Below are 18,187 nucleotides of genomic sequence, written 5' to 3'. Positions count from 1 at the left end.
CCTGGACAGACGGCCAGGGTAGCCTGCGCCCGGCTGTGGTCCAACCCGGGAGAACAGGCAGCTGCCCGTCGCGCTTGGCCGTTGATAGAGACAGCCGCTAAGATTGGCCGGCACCCCATGGAATTTGACTATGACCCTGACTGAACTGCGCTATATCGTCACGCTCGCCCAGGAACAGCACTTTGGCCGAGCTGCCGAGCGTTGCCACGTCAGCCAGCCGACGCTGTCGGTGGGCGTCAAGAAGCTCGAGGACGAGCTGGGCATTCTGATCTTCGAGCGCAGCAAGAGTGCCGTGCGCCTCACCCCCACCGGCGAGGGCATCGTCGCCCAGGCGCAGAAGGTGCTGGAGCAGGCCCAGGGCATCCGCGAACTGGCCCAGGCCGGCAAGAACCAGCTCACCGCGCCGCTGAAGATCGGCGCCATCTATACCATCGGGCCCTATCTCTTTCCGCACCTCATCCCGCAGCTCAACCGCGTGGCGCCGGAGATGCCGCTGTACATCGAGGAAAACTTCACCCACCTGCTGCGCGACAAGCTGCGCACCGGTGAGCTGGATGCCGTCATTCTCGCCCTGCCGTTCAACGAGCCGGACGTCCTGACCCTGCCGCTGTACGACGAGCCCTTCTACGTGATGATGCCGGCGCGGCACCCCTGGACCAAGCTCAAGACCATTCCGCAGAACCAGCTGAGCGACAAGAGCCTGCTGCTGCTGGGCGAAGGCCACTGCTTCCGCGACCAGGTCCTGGAAGCCTGTCCGACCGTGCGCAAGCACGAGGAAAACAAGAATTCCACGGTGGAGTCGTCTTCGCTGGAAACCATCCGCCACATGGTGGCCTCGGGCCTGGGCGTCTCGGTGCTGCCGTTCTCGGCGGTGGAGAGTCACCACTATGCCCCCGGGATCATCGAGGTACGGCCCTTCGAGCGGCCGGTGCCCTACCGCACCGTGGCCATCGCCTGGCGCGCCAGCTTTCCGCGGCCCAAGGCCATCGAGGTCCTGGCCGACTCGGTCCGCCTGTGCTCGGTGGCACGGCCTGAAGCCAAGGGCGTCGTGCAGCCGGCATGAGTGAACTGGCCGCGACGCCGGTCACCGCCCTCAAGGGGGTCGGCGCCGCCCTGCAGGAGAAACTCGCGCGGGTCGGCCTGGAAACCCTGCAGGACGTGCTCTTCCACCTGCCGCTGCGCTACCAGGACCGCACCCGCATCGTGCCCATCGGGGCCCTGCGGCCCGGCCAGGACGCGGTGGTGGAGGGCATGGTCGCCTCCGCCGAGGTGCTCATGGGGCGTCGGCGCAGCCTGCTGGTGCGCCTGCAGGACGGTAGCGGCACCCTGTCGCTGAGATTCTTCCACTTCAGCCAGGCGCAAAAGGACGGCCTCAAGCGCGGCACCCTGCTGCGCTGCTATGGCGAGGTGCGCCCCGGCGCCTCGGGCCTGGAGATCTACCATCCCGAATACCGCGCCCAGGACGAGAACGCCCCGGCGCCGGTCGAGCAGACGCTGACGCCCATCTACCCGACCACCGAAGGCCTCACCCAGCTGCGCCTGCGCCAGCTCAGCGCCCAGACACTGGAGCGGCTCGGGCCCGAATCCCTGCCCGACTGGCTGCCGCCGGAGATGGCCGGGCACTACCGTCTGGGGCCGCTGGCCGATGCCCTGCGCTATCTGCACCGACCGCCGCCGGATGCGGACCTGGAAGAGTTGGCCGAGGGTCGCCACTGGGCCCAGGAACGGTTGGTCTTCGAAGAATTGCTGACCCACCAGTTGTCCCTGCAGCGCTTGCGCGAAACCCTGCGCGCCCAGCGTGCGGTCCCCCTGCCGGCCGCTCGCCGGCTGCCGCAGCTGTATCTGGACAACCTCGGCTTCACCCCCACCGGTGCCCAGCTGCGCGTCGGCCGCGAGATCGCCCATGACCTGGCCCAGCCCGAGCCCATGTTGCGGCTGGTGCAGGGCGACGTGGGCGCGGGCAAGACGGTAGTCGCTGCCCTGGCCGCCCTGCAGGCCATCGAGGCCGGCTACCAGGTGGCGCTGATGGCGCCCACCGAAATCCTCGCCGAGCAGCATTTCCTCAACTTCCAGCGCTGGTTCGCCGCTCTGGACATCGAGGTGGCCTGGCTGGCTGGCAAGCTCAAGGGCAAGGCCCGCGCTGGTTCCTTGGAGCGCATCGCCGCCGGGGCGCCCATGGTGGTGGGCACCCATGCGCTGTTCCAGGACGAGGTACGCTTCGCCCGCCTGGCGCTGGTGGTGATCGATGAACAGCACCGCTTCGGCGTGCAGCAGCGCCTGGCCCTGCGCCAGAAGGGCGTCGACGGCCGCCTGGCACCGCACCAGCTGATCATGACCGCCACCCCCATCCCGCGCACCCTGGCCATGAGCGCCTATGCCGACCTGGACACCTCGGTGCTCGACGAGCTGCCGCCGGGACGGACGCCGGTCAATACCGTGAGCGTCACCGACAGCCGTCGCGAGGAGGTGGTGGAGCGGGTCCGCGCCGCCTGTCACGAAGGGCGCCAGGCCTACTGGGTCTGCACCCTGATCGAGGAATCCGAGGAACTCACCTGCCAGGCGGCCGAGACCACCTACGAAGAATTGCAGCTGGCCCTGGCCGAATTGCACGTCGGGCTGATCCACGGGCGCATGAAGCCGGCGGAAAAGGCCGCGGTAATGGCCGAGTTCAAGGCCGGCAATCTGCAACTGCTGGTGGCCACCACGGTGATCGAGGTCGGGGTGGACGTGCCCAATGCCAGTCTGATGATCATCGAGAATCCCGAACGCCTGGGGCTTGCCCAGCTGCACCAGTTGCGCGGGCGCGTCGGACGGGGCAGCGCCGTCAGCTATTGCGTGCTGCTGTTCCATCCGCCGCTGTCGCAGATCGGTCGCGAGCGGCTGGCTATCATGCGCGAGACCAACGACGGCTTCATCATCGCCGAGAAGGACCTGGAATTGCGCGGCCCGGGCGAGATGCTGGGGACCCGCCAGACCGGTCTGCTGCAGTTCAAGGTGGCCGACCTGATGCGCGACGCCCACTGGCTGCCGGCGGTCCGGGATGCCGCCCAGGAATTGCTGGCGCGCTGGCCGAGTCATGCCGGTCCGCTGCTGGAGCGCTGGTTGCGCCACGGGCAGCAATACGGCCAGGTTTGACAAAGCTTATACAGACGACGCTACCTGCGGAGCCGAATGGTTATACTCCAGGGTGTACGTGAGGAAGAAAATGCCATGACCGATGTAGCGCTCGCTTCGCCCCTCCCTGAAGTCCCCCCTTCGATCCAGCAGTTGCTTGCCCAGTTGAACCTTGCCTACCGACCCACCCCGGCGACGACGCGCCAGCCGCAGGCGAATCGGGTGCATACGGTGCTCCTGAGCGACAGCGTCGGCATGCTGCTGGTGCTGCTGCCCGAGGATCAGTTGCTGGATCTGCGCCGGCTGGTGGAATTCACCGGGCGGCAGCTGGCGGTGGTGGCGCCGGAGCGGCTGATGCGCACCCTCGAGCGCTACGAACTGGATGTCCTGCCGGGGCTGCCGTCGCTGACCAATTCCCCCTGCCTGTATGACGAGCGCCTGCTGGATGCGCCCCGGCTGCTGCTGGAATCCGGTGAGCGCTCGCTGCTACTGGAAGTTGAAACATCTGACTATAGGCGCCTGCTGAATCAGGCCACCGCCGGCAGCTTCGGCATCCCGGCGGCCGGTATCCAGCCCAATCTGCGGCAACCGGAGCGCGACGAGGCGGAAATTCTCCATGCCGCCACCGCCTTCACCGCGCGACGCATCCGGCAGCGCCTGGAAGAGACGCTGGAAATCCCGCCGCTGTCCAAGACCGCGGAAAAGGTCATCAAGCTGCGGGTCGACCCCGACGCCACGGTGGACGACCTGGCCAATGTGGTGGAGACAGATCCGGCGCTGGCGGCCCAGGTGATCAGCTGGGCCGCCTCGCCCTACTATGCCGCGCCTGGCAAGATCCGCTCGGTGGAAGATGCCATCGTGCGGGTGCTGGGCTTCGACCTGGTGATCAACCTGGCCCTGGGCCTGGCCCTGGGCAAGACCCTGAGCCTGCCCAGCGACCAGGCGCAGAACGAGACGCCCTACTGGAAGCAGGCCATCTACACCGCCGCCCTGATCGAGGGCCTGGCGCGCGCCATGCCGCGTGCGGAGCGACCGGAGATGGGCCTGGCCTATCTCGGCGGCCTGCTGCACAACTTCGGCTATCTGGTGCTGGCCCACGTCTTTCCGCCGCACTTCTCGCTGATCTGCCGCCATCTGGAGGCCAACCGCCAGCTCGATCACCAGGTGGTCGAGCACCACCTGCTGGGCATCACCCGCGAGCAGATCGGCGCGGCCCTGATGCGCTGCTGGGAGATGCCCGAAGAGGTGGTGACGGCGCTGCGCTTCCAGGGCGATCCGGGCTACCAAGGCGAGCAGGCGGTCTATCCCAACCTGATCTTCCTCGCCGTGCAGCTGCTGCGTGCCGAGGGCATCGGCAACGGCCCGGCCCAGCCGATTCCCGACGACCTCTATGCGCGCCTGAGCATCGATCCGACCAAGGCGCGGGAATGCATGCAGAAGATCCTTGGCGCCGAAGCCGCCCTGCGCGAGCTGACCGGCCAGTTCAAGTAAGCCGCTGATCTGGCCCGGCGGCGCCCGCCGCCGGGCCAGACGCCAGACAACAAAAAACCCGCCGAGGCGGGTTTCCTGTTCAAGGGGCGATCAATTACTTGATCTTGCCTTCCTTGTACATGACATGCTTGCGCACGACCGGATCGAATTTCTTGATTTCGATCTTTTCGGGCTTGGTGCGCTTGTTCTTGTCAGTGGTGTAGAAGTGGCCGGTACCGGCACTGGAAATCAAACGGATCAATTCACGCATGACGAATCCCCTTAGAATTTTTCGCCGCGGCTACGCAGCTCGGACAGTACGGTTTCGATACCGCGCTTGTCGATGATACGCATGCCCTTGGCAGAAACGCGCAGACGCACGAAGCGCTTCTCGGATTCTACCCAGAAACGGTGGTGCTGCAGATTCGGCAGGAAACGACGACGGGTTTTGTTGTTAGCGTGGGAAACGTTGTTCCCAGTAATCGGACCCTTACCGGTTACTTGGCAAACTCTCGACATGGCTCAGCCCTCATAAACCTCATGCCAAACCCGGCATGGGTTGGCCGCTTGTAACTGTATTGATTCCTGTTTTGACGGGGAGAGCCGGCAAATGCCGGGGACCTGAAGCGGCCATACCCCGAAAAAAGAGCGCTGTTTTATACCAGAAGTACTCTGGCATAACAAGGTAGGGCGACGGATGAAATGCCCGCGCACCGGGCGCTATGCGAGCCCGGCCGGAATGCCAACCGTTCGTCGGTCAGAAGCATTGTGACGGACGGACGGGTGGTCTAGTTTAGAGCGACTGCCATTTTCAATCCACGTCCGTCAGACGACCGCCCGCGGCGCCCGTCAGCCGTTGCCAGCCACCCGGGCGCCGTCTGCCCACTTCGGATCCACAAGGAATCGTTCTATGCGTCTCGCCGCCTTGCCTCTGCTCTTCGCGCCCCTGCTGGCGCAGGCCGCCACGCTCAGCGTCTGTACCGAAGCCAGTCCGGATGGATTCGACGTGGTGCAGTACAACTCCCTGACCACCACCAATGCCTCGGCCGACGTGCTGATGAATCGCCTGGTGGAATACGACGCCAGCGAAGCCAAGCTGGTGCCGAGCCTGGCGCAGAGCTGGACGGTATCGAGCGACGGCCTGACCTATGATTTCGCCCTGCGGCCGGACGTGAAGTTTCACCACACCGACTACTTCACTCCCAGCCGTACCCTGACCGCCGACGACGTGGTGTTCAGCTTCCAGCGCATGCTGGACAAGGATCACCCCTGGCACGCGGTGGCCAAGAGCGGCTATCCCCATGCCCAGTCGATGCAGTGGCCCAAGCTGATCAAGAGCGTGGAAAAGACCAGTGACCTTGGCGTGCGCATCGTGCTCAACAGCCCGGACGCCACCTTTTTGCCGACCCTGAGCATGGGCTTCGCCTCCATCTATTCCGCCGAATACGCCGAGCAGTTGCTCAAGGCCGGCAAGACCGCCCAGCTCAATGACGAACCCATAGGCACCGGTCCCTTCGTTTTCAAGCGCTACCAGAAGGATGCCGCGGTGCGCTACGCCGCCAATCCGGACTACTTTGCCGGCAAGCCCAAGCTGGATGGGCTGATCTATGCCATCACCCCGGATTCGGCGGTGCGCCTGCAGCGACTCAAGCGCGGCGAGTGCCAGATCGCCCTGTCGCCCAAGCCCCAGGATCTGCAGAGCGCCCAGGAGGACAAGAGCCTGCAGGTGCTGCAGACGCCGGCCTTCATGACCGCCTTCGTCGGCATCAACACCAGCCATCCGCCGCTGGACAACATCAAGGTGCGCCAGGCCATCAACCTGGCGTTCGACAAGCAGAGCTATCTGAAGGCGGTGTTCCAGGACACCGCGGTGGCCGCCGACAACGTCTATCCGCCCACCACCTGGGGCTATGCCAAGGACGTGCCGGCCTACCCCTATGACCCGGCCAAGGCCAAGACGCTGCTGGCCCAGGCGGGCCTCAAGGACGGCTTCAAGACCACCATCTGGACGCGCCCCAGCGGCAGCCTGCTCAATCCCAATCCGCAACTGGGTGCCCAGATGCTGCAGGCCGACCTGAAGAAGATCGGCGTCGATGCGCAGATCCAGGTGATCGAGTGGGGCGAACTGATCCGCCGCGCCAAGACCGGCGAGCACGACCTGCTGTTCATGGGCTGGGCCGGCGACAACGGTGATCCGGACAACTACCTGACGCCGCAATTCTCCTGCGCCTCGGTGCAGTCGGGGCTGAATTTCGCCCGCTATTGCGACAAGACCCTGGATGGCGCCATCAGCAAGGGCAAGACCCTGTCCGACCAGATGGCACGCGCCACGGTGTATCACCAGGCGCAGCGCATCATCCACGACCAGGCGCTGTGGCTGCCGCTGGCGCACCCGACGGTGACGGTGCTGGCCAATAAAGGCGTCGAGGGCTACCAGCCCAATCCCTTCGGCCGCCAGGACTTCAGCAAGGTCAGCGGCGGTCGCTAGGACCGCCTGTAGCCCGACCGCCCGGGCGCGATGAGCGGGCCGTAGCCAGTCCTAGCGCCAGGGCCGGCCGTCGGTACGCTCGACCTGCCTGACCTTCTGCTGGATGGCGGCGCGCGCCAGCATGTGGGCGCTGACCGGCGCGGTGATGAAGATGAACAGGGCGATCAGCAGTTCGTGCAGGCTGAGGCCCTCGCCCTGGACGCTGAAGAACAGCATCGAGGCGACGATGGTGCTGCCCACGCCCAGGGTGGTGGCCTTGGTCGGACCGTGCAGGCGCATGAAGAAGTCCGGCAGCCGGTACAGGCCGATGGCGCCGATAAGGGCGAAGCTGCTGCCGATGAGCAGTAGGGCGCAGATCAGGAGTTCGAGCCAGAAGGGCATGGATTTTCCTCTCTAGAAGCTGTTCATGATCTTGCGAGCTAGAGCCAAGCAAGGCGAAAAGACTTGAGGAAGCGGATCGGACTCGCGCCCGAGTTTACGAATGGTAAATGAGCATTCCGAAAGTCTTTTCAACGCCGCTTGGCCGACGCGCAGCTGATCAGGGATAGGTTCTCAGTCGATGATTTCGCCATGCAGCATGTGCTTGCCCAGCGCCACGGTGCCGACGAAGCCGGTCACGGCGATGAGCAGCGCCGCTTCGAAGAAGACGTCGGTGGCCAGCCAGATGCCGAACAGGATGATGATCGCCAGGACATTGATATAGAGCGTATCCAGCGCCAGCACCCGATCCGGGATGTCCGGTCCCTTCACCAGGCGATAGACGTTGAGCACGGCGGCCACGCCCATCATTCCCATACACAGCAGGGTCACGTAGGTGAGCATTCGAAGATCTCCTTGAGCGGGGCTTCATAGCGCGTCTTGACCTGGCGGATCACCTCGTCCTTGTCCGCGACATCGAGACCGTGCAGCAGCAGGGTCTTGCGATCGCCGCTGAGGCCGGACGAAACGGTGCCGGGGGTGAGGGACACCACGCAGGCGAGCAGGGTGAGCAGGAATTCGTCCTCGATGTCGATGGGGACCTCGATGAACGCCGGCTTGAGCGCCTCGGTCCGGCCCAGCACCAGTCGCGCGACGTGCAGATTGGCGACGATGATGTCGTACAGCACCATCAGCATGTAGCGCAGCAGGAGCAGGGGACGGCGCAAGCGAGGGGCGTGCAGCAAGAAGTCCTGGCAGAGCAACGGGATGCCCCAGCCGAGCAGCAGGCCCAGCAGCAGCTGGCCGGGACTCAGGCTGTTGTTGAGCAGCAGCCAGGTCAGGGTCAGCAGGACGGTGAGCAGCGGGTGTGGCAGCAGGCGCCAGCGCTTCATGGGCCAACCCCCTGGACGATGTCGAAGTAGGGTGCGACGTCCAGCAGTTGCCGGGCGGTCTCCAGGACATAGCCATGCAGCGGCGCCGCCAGCGCCATCAGCAGCGGGCTGCCCAGCAGCAGGCCGAGGGTGGCGGCGAGCTGGACGGGATCGAGGCGCACGTCCAGGGTCGCGCCCTTGCCGCGCCAGAACAGCGTGGTCCCGGCACGAGACAGGGCGATGAGCATGCCCAGCCCGCCGAGCAGCACCACCGGCCAGATGATCAGTGCCGGCCAGGCGGTACCGGTGGCCTGCAAGAGCATCACCTTGCCGAGAAAGCCGGGGAAGGGCGGCAGGCCGGCAACGGAGATCGCCCCGAGAAAGAACAGGCCGCCGAGCAACCGTGGATGACGTAGCGGCGGACCGCTCTTGAGCAGGTCGCCTTGCCCGCCACGCTGCTGGGCGATGAGATCCGCCAGCAGGAACAGGGCGCCGGCGATCCAGGTGCTGTGGACCAGATAGAACAGCGTGGCGGCCAGGCCGGAGACGCTGCCCAGGGCCACGCCGGTCAGCAGCATCCCGACCGAGATGACCACCAGATAGCCGAGCAGGGCCTTGAGATGGTGGGCGGCCAGGGCACCGAATACCCCGGCGGCCAGGGTGACCGCCGCCAGTGGCCAGAGCCAGGGCAGCACGTAGTGGGCCAGGGGCCCGGCGGCCGCGCCGAACACCAGCAGGAAGACGCGGACGATGGCGTAGAGCCCGACCTTGGTCATGATGGCGAACAGGGCGGCGACCGGCGCACTGGCCGCCGAATAGGCGCTGGGCAGCCAGAAGTACAGCGGCAGGATGGCGCCCTTGAGGCCGAATACCACCAGCAGCAGGAAGCCCGCGGCGGCCAACAGGGGCGCGCGCTCGGGGTCGGCGCTGGCGACCCTCAGGCCGAGGTCGGCCAGGTTCAGGGTACCGAGCAGGCCGTAGAGCAGGCCGATGCCGATCAGGAACAGCGCCGAGCCCACCAGATTCAGCACCACGTAGTGCAGGCCGGCGCGTACCCGTGCGGGGCCGGCGCCGTGCACCAGCAGGGCATAGGAAGCGATCAGCAGGATCTCGAAGAAGACGAAGAGATTGAACAGGTCGCCGGTGAGGAAGGCGCCGTTGATGCCCAGCAACTGGAACTGGAACAGCGCGTGGAAATCCGGACCGCGCGCGTCGTCGCCGCGGCAGGCGTAGAGCGCCGCGCCTGCGGCCAGTACCGCCACGGTAGCCAGCATCAGCGCGGCCAGGCGATCCAGCAGCAGGACGATGCCGAAGGGCGCCGGCCAGTCGCCGAGGGCATAGACCTCCAGTTGGCCGCTGCCGGCCCGCTGCAGGAGCAGCAGCGCCAGTGGCAGCAGGGTCGCGGTGGCGAGCAGCGACAGCCGGCGCGCGGTACGGGCGGACAGCCGCGGGCGCATGAGCAGGAGGGCGCCCATGAACAGCGGCACGAGGATCGGCAGGATGATCAGGTGCTTCATCGGCGCGGCTCCTCGCCATCCACGTGGTCGGTGCGCAATTCGCCCAGGGCACGCAGCGACAGGGCGACCACGAAGGCGGTCATGGCGAAGCCGATGACGATGGCGGTGAGCACCAGCGCCTGGGGCACCGGATCGGCCTGCTCGGCGGCCTTGCCGATCACCGCCGGCACGCCGGTGCGCAGGCGGCCCATGGCGAACAGGAAGAGGTTGACCGCGTAGGAGAGCAGGGTGAGGCCGAGCACCACCGGATAAAGGCGCGCCCGGAGCAGCAGGTACACGCCACTGGCGGTGAGCACCCCGAGGGCCGTGCAGAACAGGATCTCCATGCTAGAGCACCTCCTGGCTGGAGCCGTCCGTGTCCTTCTCGTCCCGGCTGACGTGGCCCAGGTTGGAGAGGATCAGGAGAGTGGCGCCGACGACGGCGAGGTAGACCCCGAGATCGAAGATCAGCGCGGTGGCCAGTTCGGTCTTGCCGATCAGGGGGATGGCGAAGTAGTCGAAGGCGGTGGTCAGGAAGGGCCGGCCGAATGCCAGCGAGCCCAACCCGGTGAGGGCGGCGATCAGCACCCCGAGGCCGCAGAGGGCGTGGTAGCTGATCGGCAGGCGGCGCTGGGTCCAGGTCACGCCATGGGCCACGTACTGCAGGATCAGAGCGATGGCGGTGATCAGGCCGGCGATGAAGCCGCCACCCGGCAGGTTGTGGCCACGCACGAAGATGAAGGCCGATACCAGCAGCGCCAGCGGCAGCAGCACCCGGGCCACGTTGTTGAGGATCATCGGATGGCTGTCGCGCGACCAGGGCGTGCCCTTGGGGTCGACCAGCGGATGCGGCAGGTGCAGGTGCTTGAGCAGGCCATAGACGCCCGCCGCGGCGATGGCCAGCACGGTGATCTCGCCGAGGGTGTCGAAGCCGCGGAAGTCCACCAGGATGACGTTGACCACGTTGTAGCCACCGCCACCGGACACCGAATTGGCCAGGAAGAAGTCGCCAATGCCGGTATAGGGCCGGGTGAGCACGGCATAGGCCAGCAGCGCCACCAGCAGCCCCAGGCCGCCGGCCAGCAGGACGTCGCGCAGGCCGCGCAGGCTGCTGGATTCGATGGGGGTGCGATCGGGCATGAAGAACAGCGCCAGCACCAGCAGGATGATGGTCACCACCTCCACCGACAACTGCGTCAGCGCCAGGTCGGGCGCCGAATAGCGGGCGAACAGCAGCGAGACGATCAGCCCCACGGTGCTCAGGGTCATCAGCGCCTTGAGTCTATTGCGGTGGAAGAACACCGTCAGCACCGCGGTCAGCATCAGGATGCCCAGGCCCAGGGCGGTGAGCGGATCGAAGGGCGACAGGGCCACCGGGCCGTGAAGGCTGTCCAGGCCGGACAGCGCCGCCACCAGCAGCACCAGGGTGGCAGCCAGCATCAGCGCGATATAGCCCTGCAGCGAGCCGCTTTCCAGGCCGAGGGTCAGGCGCTGGGCGAAGCCAGTCAGCCGACTCATGCTCTTCTCGAAGACCTGGAGGGCATCGATGTCGGGCAGGCCCTGCTGCCAGCGGAACAGCGGCTGGCGGAAGGCATAGACCAGCACGCCGCCGACCATGGCGACGAGGCTCATCACCAGGGCGGTGTTGAAGCCGTGCCAGATGGACAGGCTGTAGTCGGGCAGACTGCCGCCGAGAGCGGCGCTGGCCCCGGCGGCCAGCAGCGGCGCCACGGTGTAGCCCGGCACCACGCCCACCAGCAGGCAGAGCAGCACCAGGATCTCCACCGGGATTTTCATGTAGCGCGGCGGTTCGTGGGGCGGATAGTGGGGCAGGTCGCGCGGTTCGCCGTTGAAGAAGACGTCGTGGATGAAGCGCAGCGAATAGGCCACCGAGAAGACCCCGTAGAGCACCGCCACCGCCGGCACGATCCAGCTGAAGCTGCCGAACAGGCCGTGGTTGAGGGTCTCGTTGAAGAACATCTCCTTGCTCAGGAAGCCGTTGAGCAGCGGCACCCCGCCCATGGCCGCGGCGGCGACCATGGCCAGCACCGCGGTGTGCGGCATGTAGCGCCAGAGTCCGGCCAGGCGGCGCATGTCGCGGCTGCCGGTCTCGTGGTCGATGATGCCGGCGGCCATGAACAGCGAGGCCTTGAAGGTGGCGTGGTTGAGGATGTGGAACACCGCCGCCACGGTGGACAGCTGGGTATCGAGGCCGAACAGCAGGGTGATCAGGCCCAGGTGGCTGATGGTGGAGTAGGCCAGCAGGCCCTTGAGGTCGTGCTGGAACAGCGCCAGGATGGCGCCCACCACCAGGGTGGTGAGGCCGGTGAGGGTGACGATGTAGAACCACCATTCCGAATCGGCCAGTGCCGGATAGAGCCGCGCCAGCAGGAAGACTCCGGCCTTGACCATGGTCGCCGAGTGCAGGTAGGCCGAGACCGGCGTCGGCGCGGCCATGGCCTGGGGCAGCCAGAAGTGGAAGGGGAATTGTGCGGACTTGGTGAAGACACCGAGCAGCACCAGGATCAGCGCCAGCGGATAGAGGGCATGGCCGGTGATCAGCGGGCCGGCGGCGAGGACGTCGGTGAGCTCGAAGCTGCCGACGATATGGCCGAGCAGGAGGATGCCGGCGAGCAGGGCCAGGCCGCCGCCGCCGGTGACGGTCAGCGCCATGCGCGCGCCCTGGCGGGCTTCCTTGCTGTGGCTCCAGAAGCCGATCAAGAGGAAGGACGACAGGCTGGTCAGCTCCCAGAACACCATCAGCAGCAGCAGATTCTCCGCCAGCACCACGCCCAGCATGGCGCCCATGAACAAGAGCAGGTAGGCGAAGAAGCGCCCGACCTTTTCATCCTTGCTCAGGTAATAGGTGGCATAGAGGATCACCAGCAGGCCGATGACCAGGATCATCAGCGCGAACATCAGCCCCAGGCCGTCCAGGCGCAGGCTGAGATTCAACCCCAGCGCCGGTAACCAGTCGACCCGGTGCAGCAGCACGGCGCCGTCCAGGACCGCGGGCAGCTGCGTGGCCAGCAGGGCCAGGGCCAGGGCGGGGGCCACGGCGGTGCCCAGGGCGCAGGCGCGCCGGCCGAAGCGATCGGTCGCCAGCGACAGCAGTGTTCCCAGGAAGGGCAACGCGATGATCAGCGCCAATACCATGCCTGCATCCTTTAGCTGAGCCGCCTCACGGCGGTTGGTAGATGGGGCTCCCTCAGACCTCGAGCGGCATTCGATCCCTCCACGCGGCGATCGCCTGAATGGCGAAAGGCGCAGAAATCGATGTTCGAGTTTCGTACAAGAACAGAAGGTTTAATAACCTAAGGTGATAATAAAAGAGAGACCACAAAATCCTAGCCCCGTCTCCCTTACAAAATATTAGGAAACAGCCAGGCAGCGTCCAGCACAGGACGCAAACGCCCGACGGGCGCTGTTCGGGTCTCACTGAGACCTCTGGGACGGGCTTTTGCTCAGATCTGTGCGGAGGAGGGCTACCCGGTGCGGTGCCCAAGGCACCGCACCGGGTAGCGGAAGAAAAAACCCGACACGCCAAAGGAGCAAGAGAACACGCGTGTCGGGGGTAAGCGCCGGCGGTTAGCGCGCCGGCGCGGGGGAAGCGTTGCCCTGGGCGAGACGGGTGGGTTGCACGTCCCAGCCGCCACCCAGAGCCTTGTAGAGGGCGACGATGCCGCGATAGAGCTCGATTTCGCCCTGGGCCTGCTGGTCTTCGGCGGCCAGGCGTTCGCGCTGGGCGTCGAGCAGCACCAGGAAGTCGGTACCCCCCTCGCGGTAGCGGATCTCGGCCTGGTCGGCGGCGGCGCGGCTGGCCACCGACTGGCGGATCAGCGCCTGCAGGCGCTCCTGGCGACGGCCATAGTCGCTAAAGGCGTTGGCACTCTCTTCCAGGGCGGTCAGCACCTGCTGCTCGTAGTTGGCCAGGGCCTCGTCGGAGCCGGCGCGGGCGCCGCGCAAGCGGGCGCGGACGCTGCCCAGGTCGAAGGCCGCCCAGCTGATGCTCGGGCCAAGGCCCCAGGCGCGGGCGGCACTGCTGCCGATCTGCGAGCCGCGTCCGGCGGTAAAGCCGAGAAAGCCCGAGAGACTGACCCGCGGGAAGAGGTCGGCGGTGGCCACGCCAACGTCGGCGGTGGCGGCGGCCAGCCGGCGTTCGGCGGCCGCCACGTCCGGCCGGCGGCGCAGCAGTTCGCCGGGATCGCCGATGGGCAGGCGCTTGGCGATGGCCGGCAGGGCCTTGGGCGCGAGATCCACGCTCAGCGCATCGGGACGCTGGCCGAGCAGGGTGGCGATGCGGTTGCGCGCGCGGGTGGCCTGGGCCTGGAATTCCGGCAGGCTGGCTTCGGTAGCGGCCAGGCGTGCCTCGCTGCGCTGCACGTCCAGGTCGCTGCCCATGCCTTCGTCCCTCAGGGTCACGGTCAGGCGGCGCGCCTCGCGCTGATTGCCCAGGTTGTCACGGGCGATGCGTTCGCGCAGCTGGGCGCCGCGCAGGTCGCCATAGGCGTCCACCAGTTCGGCGATCAGGCTGACCTGCAGGCCGGCGAGGTCGGAGGCCGCGGCTTCGGCGCGGGCATCGCTGGCTTCCAGGGTATGGCGGACGCGACCGAACAGGTCCAGCTCCCAGGCCATGTCCAGGCCCAGGTCATAGCGGTCGCTGTTGACCCGCTGTTCGGTGAAGCCGGGCTGCTGGGCCTTGCCGAGCTGGCTGCTGGCGCGACTGGTGACCGTGGGATAGAGATCGTTGGCGTCGTCGTCGCGCAGGGCGCGGGCGGCACGCAGCCGGGCGAAGGCCGCGCGCAATTCGCGGTTGCCGTCCAGGCTGCTGGCGACCAGGGCGTTGAGGGTCGGGTCCTCGAACTGGCGCCACCAGAGCGTCTCGAAGCGACCCTGGTCATAGACCGCGGGCTGCTGGCCGGCCTTGAGTTGCGCGGGCGCCTGCTCGGGCGCCTGGTAGTGCGGACCGACGGCGCAGGCGGAGACCGCCAGCGCCAGCAGCAGGGGAGCGAAAGCCTTCATGCCTGGGCCTCCTGGGCAACGGCGGAGCGGGCCTGGCGACGCTCCACGAAGGCGCGTACCAGCACATAGAACAGCGGCGTGAGCAGCAGGCCGAAGAAGGTCACCCCGAGCATCCCGGAGAACACCGCGACGCCCATGGCATGGCGCATCTCGGCGCCGGCACCGGTCGAGGTCACCAGGGGCACCACGCCCATGATGAAGGCGAAGCTGGTCATCAGGATGGGTCTCAGGCGCAGGCGGCAGGCCTCCAGCACCGCGGCGACGCGGTCCTTGCCGGTGGCCTGCTGGTCCTTGGCGAACTCGACGATGAGGATGGCGTTCTTGCACGCCAGGCCCACCAATACGATCAGGCCGATCTGGGTGAAGATGTTGTTGTCGCTGCCGGCCAGGATCACCCCGGTGATGGCCGAGAGCAGGGTCATGGGCACGATCAGGATCACCGCCAGCGGCAGACTCCAGCTCTCGTATTGGGCGGCCAGCACCAGGAAGGCCAGCAGCACGCAGAGCGGGAACACCAGCAGGGCGGTATTGCCGGAGAGGATCTGCTGGTAGGTCAGCTCGGTCCATTCGAAGGTCATGCCGTTGGGCAGCTCCTGCCTGAGCAGCCCCTCGATGGCCGCCTGGGCCTGGCCGGAGCTGTAGCCCGGGGCCGGCGCGCCGTTGATCTCGGCGGTCAGGAAGCCGTTGTAGTGCATCACCCGATCGGGGCCGGCGGTGTCGCTGATCTTGACGAAGGTGGACAGGGGCACCATCTCGCCGCGGTCGTTGCGCACTTTGAGCTGGCCGATCTGCTCGGGCTCCAGGCGGAAGCGCTGGTCGGCCTGGACGTTGACCTGGAAGGTACGGCCGAAGCGGTTGAAGTCATTGGCGTAGACCGAGCCCAGATAGGCCTGCAGGGTGTCGAAGATGGCGTCGATGGGCACGCCGTGGGTCTTGGCCTTCTCGCGATCGATGTGGGCATCGATCTGCGGCACGTTGACCTGGTAGCTGGTGAACAGCGACTCCGGCGCCAGCTCCGGCAGCTGCCGCGCCTTGGCCAGCACGCTCTGGGTCTGGGCGTAGAGCTCTTCGTAGCCCAGGTTGCCGCGGTCCTCCACCTGCAGGCGGAAGCCGCCGATGCTGCCCAGCCCCTGCACCGGTGGCGGCGGGAAGATGGCGATGATGGATTCCTGGATGGCGGCGAATTCGCCGTTCAGCTGGGCGGCGATGGCGCCAGCCGACAGCGAGGGATCACGGCGCTCCTCGAAGGGCTTGAGGGTCACGAAGACGATGCCGCTGTTGGGGCTGTTGGTGAAGCCGTTGATGGACAGGCCCGGGAAGGCCACGGTGCTTTCCACGCCCGGATGCTTGAGGGCGATGGCCGACATGCGGCGGATGACCTCTTCGCTGCGATCCAGGGTGGCGGCGTCGGGCAGCTGGGCGAAGGCCACCAGGTACTGCTTGTCCTGGGGCGGCACGAAGCCGGTCGGCGTCTTCACCAGCCCCAGGCCGGTCAGGCCCAGGAGGATCACATAGAGCACCAACACGATGGAGCCACCGCGCAGCACCCGGCGCACGGCGCCGACGTAGCCGTGGCTGGCTTTTTCGAAGAAGCGGTTGAAGGGGGCGAACAGCCAGCCACCGAACAGCCGGTCGAGCAGGCGCGAGAAGCGGTCCTTGGGCGCGTCGTGGCCCTTGAGCAGCACCGCGGCCAGGGCCGGCGACAGGGTCAGGGAGTTGAAGGCCGAGATCACCGTGGAGATGGCGATGGTCAGGGCGAACTGGCGATAGAACTGCCCGGTGAGACCGGAGATGAAGGCGGTCGGCACGAACACCGCGCAGAGCACCAGGGCGGTGGCGATGATGGGCCCGGTCACCTCGCCCATGGCGCGCCGGGTGGCGGCCACCGGATCGAGGCCGAGGCCGATGTTCCGTTCGACGTTTTCCACCACCACGATGGCGTCGTCCACCACGATGCCGATGGCCAGCACCAGGCCGAACAGCGACAGCGCATTGAGCGAGAAGCCGAAGGCGTGCATCACCGCGAAGGTGCCGATCAGTGACACCGGCACCGCCGCCAGCGGAATGATCGAGGCGCGCCAGGTCTGCAGGAACAGGATCACCACCAGCACCACCAGGATGATGGCTTCGAACAGGGTGTGCACCACGGCCTCGATGGAGCCGCGCACGAAGATGGTCGGGTCGTAGACGATCTCGTAGTCCATGCCCTGGGGGAAGCCCTGCTTGAGCTCGGCCATCTTGGCGCGCACCTGGTTGGACAGGTCGATGGCATTGCTGCCGGGGCGCTGGAAGATCGGGATGGCCACCGCCGGCTGGTTGTTCAGCAGGGATCTCAGGGCGTACTGGTTGGAGCCCAGTTCGATGCGGGCGATGTCGCGCAGCCGGGTGATCTGGCCGTCGCTGCCGGCGCGCACGATGATGTTGGCGAATTCCTCCTCATCCACCAGGCGGCCCTGGGTGTTGATGGCCAGCTGGAAGCTGGTGCTGCCGGGGGCCGGCGGCGCGCCGAGGGCACCGGCGGCGACCTGGCGATTCTGCTCGCGGATGGCGGTGACCACGTCGCTGGCGGTCAGGCCGCGCGAGGCGACCTTGTCCGGATCGAGCCAGACGCGCAGGGAATAGTCGCCCATGCCGAACAGCTGGACATCGCCCACGCCGTCCAGTCGCGCCAGTTCGTCCTTGACGTTGATCAGGGCGTAGTTGGACAGATAGAGCATGTCGTAGCGCTGATCCGGCGAGGTCAGGTGCACGACCATCGCCAGGTCCGGCGAGGCCTTGTCGGCGGTCACGCCGAGGCGCTGCACCTCTTCCGGCAGCTTGGGCAGGGTGCGGGTGACGCGATTCTGCACCTGCACCTGGGCGGTATCCAGGTTGGTGCCCAGGGCGAAGGTGATGGTCAGGGTCAGCTTGCCGTCGGCGGTGGACTGGGACGACAGGTAGAGCATGTGCTCCACGCCGTTCATGGCCTGCTCCAGGGGCGCGGCGACGGTCTCGCCGATCACCTTGGGGTTGGCGCCGGGAAAGGTGGCGCGCACCACCACGGTGGGCGGGACCACCTCGGGGTATTCGCTGATCGGCAGCTGGAACAGCGAGATGGCCCCGCCGATCAGGATGATCAGCGAGAGCACGGCGGCGAAGATCGGCCGGCGGATGAAGAACTGGGAGAAGTTCATCGGAGCAGTCCTTGAGCGAAAGGCGTGCAGAGGCGCAGCCATCGCGGTCATGGACCGCTGCTACGGTGGCGTCCTTGCCTGTAGGAGCGGTCCATGACCGCGATACCGCGATGCCTGGACGGGAGAAAGTCTGAA

General features: G+C 66.8%; 14 protein-coding genes. 4 read left to right on the top strand and 10 right to left on the bottom strand.

Features of this window, described 5'->3' with window-relative positions; translation table 11 throughout:
- The first annotated feature begins 130 nt into the window (after window positions 1–130).
- The 3 genes from PVZ72_RS15935 to PVZ72_RS15925 all read left to right on the top strand — a co-directional run bounded on the left by PVZ72_RS15935 (window position 131) and on the right by PVZ72_RS15925 (window position 4,605).
- A complete protein-coding gene (locus tag PVZ72_RS15935; RefSeq protein ID WP_133860021.1) occupies window positions 131–1,063 on the top strand; it encodes a hydrogen peroxide-inducible genes activator in 933 nt (310 codons plus the stop codon).
- Entirely contained in the window at window positions 1,060–3,135 is a 2,076-nt protein-coding gene (gene recG / locus PVZ72_RS15930) for an ATP-dependent DNA helicase RecG (RefSeq protein ID WP_273862440.1), read from the top strand. The genes PVZ72_RS15935 and recG overlap by 4 nt, the downstream gene beginning before the upstream one ends.
- A 75-nt stretch (window positions 3,136–3,210) precedes the next feature.
- Complete coding sequence (locus PVZ72_RS15925; protein WP_187980595.1) at window positions 3,211–4,605, top strand: aminoacyl-tRNA deacylase and HDOD domain-containing protein; 1,395 nt, start codon at window positions 3,211–3,213, stop codon at window positions 4,603–4,605.
- 94 nt (window positions 4,606–4,699) lie between these two features.
- Here PVZ72_RS15925 and rpmG read toward each other — a convergent pair whose 3' ends face one another.
- Entirely contained in the window at window positions 4,700–4,855 is a 156-nt protein-coding gene (gene rpmG, locus PVZ72_RS15920; protein ID WP_007159904.1) for a 50S ribosomal protein L33, read from the bottom strand.
- An 11-nt stretch (window positions 4,856–4,866) separates the two neighbouring features.
- Complete coding sequence (gene rpmB, locus PVZ72_RS15915) at window positions 4,867–5,103, bottom strand: 50S ribosomal protein L28 (protein ID WP_007159903.1); 237 nt, start codon at window positions 5,101–5,103, stop codon at window positions 4,867–4,869.
- A 391-nt stretch (window positions 5,104–5,494) separates the two neighbouring features.
- On the opposite strand from rpmB, the gene PVZ72_RS15910 reads away from it, so the two are divergent.
- Entirely contained in the window at window positions 5,495–7,072 is a 1,578-nt protein-coding gene (locus tag PVZ72_RS15910) for an ABC transporter substrate-binding protein (protein WP_263258649.1), read from the top strand.
- Window positions 7,073–7,123: 51 nt separating this feature from the next.
- Here PVZ72_RS15910 and PVZ72_RS15905 read toward each other — a convergent pair whose 3' ends face one another.
- From PVZ72_RS15905 to PVZ72_RS15870, 8 genes are all read right to left on the bottom strand, one after another.
- Window positions 7,124–7,453, bottom strand: coding sequence for a Na+/H+ antiporter subunit G (locus tag PVZ72_RS15905; protein WP_133860017.1), 330 nt, complete (start codon window positions 7,451–7,453; stop codon window positions 7,124–7,126).
- Between the two features lie 171 nt (window positions 7,454–7,624).
- Window positions 7,625–7,894, bottom strand: a complete 270-nt coding sequence (locus tag PVZ72_RS15900) for a K+/H+ antiporter subunit F (RefSeq protein WP_133860016.1) — start codon at window positions 7,892–7,894, stop codon at window positions 7,625–7,627.
- A complete protein-coding gene (locus tag PVZ72_RS15895) occupies window positions 7,879–8,382 on the bottom strand; it encodes a Na+/H+ antiporter subunit E (protein ID WP_133860015.1) in 504 nt (167 codons plus the stop codon). The genes PVZ72_RS15900 and PVZ72_RS15895 overlap by 16 nt, the downstream gene beginning before the upstream one ends.
- On the bottom strand, window positions 8,379–9,878 hold the full coding sequence (locus tag PVZ72_RS15890; RefSeq protein ID WP_273862439.1) for a monovalent cation/H+ antiporter subunit D: 1,500 nt from the start codon (window positions 9,876–9,878) through the stop codon (window positions 8,379–8,381). Before PVZ72_RS15890 ends, PVZ72_RS15895 begins: the two co-directional genes overlap by 4 nt.
- On the bottom strand, window positions 9,875–10,204 hold the full coding sequence (locus tag PVZ72_RS15885; protein WP_017642337.1) for a Na+/H+ antiporter subunit C: 330 nt from the start codon (window positions 10,202–10,204) through the stop codon (window positions 9,875–9,877). Before PVZ72_RS15885 ends, PVZ72_RS15890 begins: the two co-directional genes overlap by 4 nt.
- 1 nt (window position 10,205) lies before the next feature.
- Window positions 10,206–13,013 carry a monovalent cation/H+ antiporter subunit A gene (locus PVZ72_RS15880; protein ID WP_187980591.1) on the bottom strand — a complete coding sequence of 936 codons (2,808 nt, stop codon included), beginning with the start codon at window positions 13,011–13,013 and terminating at the stop codon, window positions 10,206–10,208.
- 432 nt (window positions 13,014–13,445) lie between these two features.
- Window positions 13,446–14,879 (bottom strand): efflux transporter outer membrane subunit, encoded by a 1,434-nt coding sequence (locus PVZ72_RS15875; RefSeq protein ID WP_273862438.1) that lies wholly within the window; start codon window positions 14,877–14,879, stop codon window positions 13,446–13,448.
- On the bottom strand, window positions 14,876–18,052 hold the full coding sequence (locus PVZ72_RS15870; RefSeq protein WP_273862437.1) for an efflux RND transporter permease subunit: 3,177 nt from the start codon (window positions 18,050–18,052) through the stop codon (window positions 14,876–14,878). Before PVZ72_RS15870 ends, PVZ72_RS15875 begins: the two co-directional genes overlap by 4 nt.
- Window positions 18,053–18,187: the final 135 nt, after the last annotated feature.

It is taken from the genome of Pseudomonas sp. LA5 (assembly GCF_028640825.1).
Lineage (GTDB): Bacteria > Pseudomonadota > Gammaproteobacteria > Pseudomonadales > Pseudomonadaceae > Chryseomonas > Chryseomonas aestiva.
The sequence above is the reverse complement of the archived record's forward strand: the minus strand, read 5'-3'. Positions and strand labels throughout refer to the sequence as shown.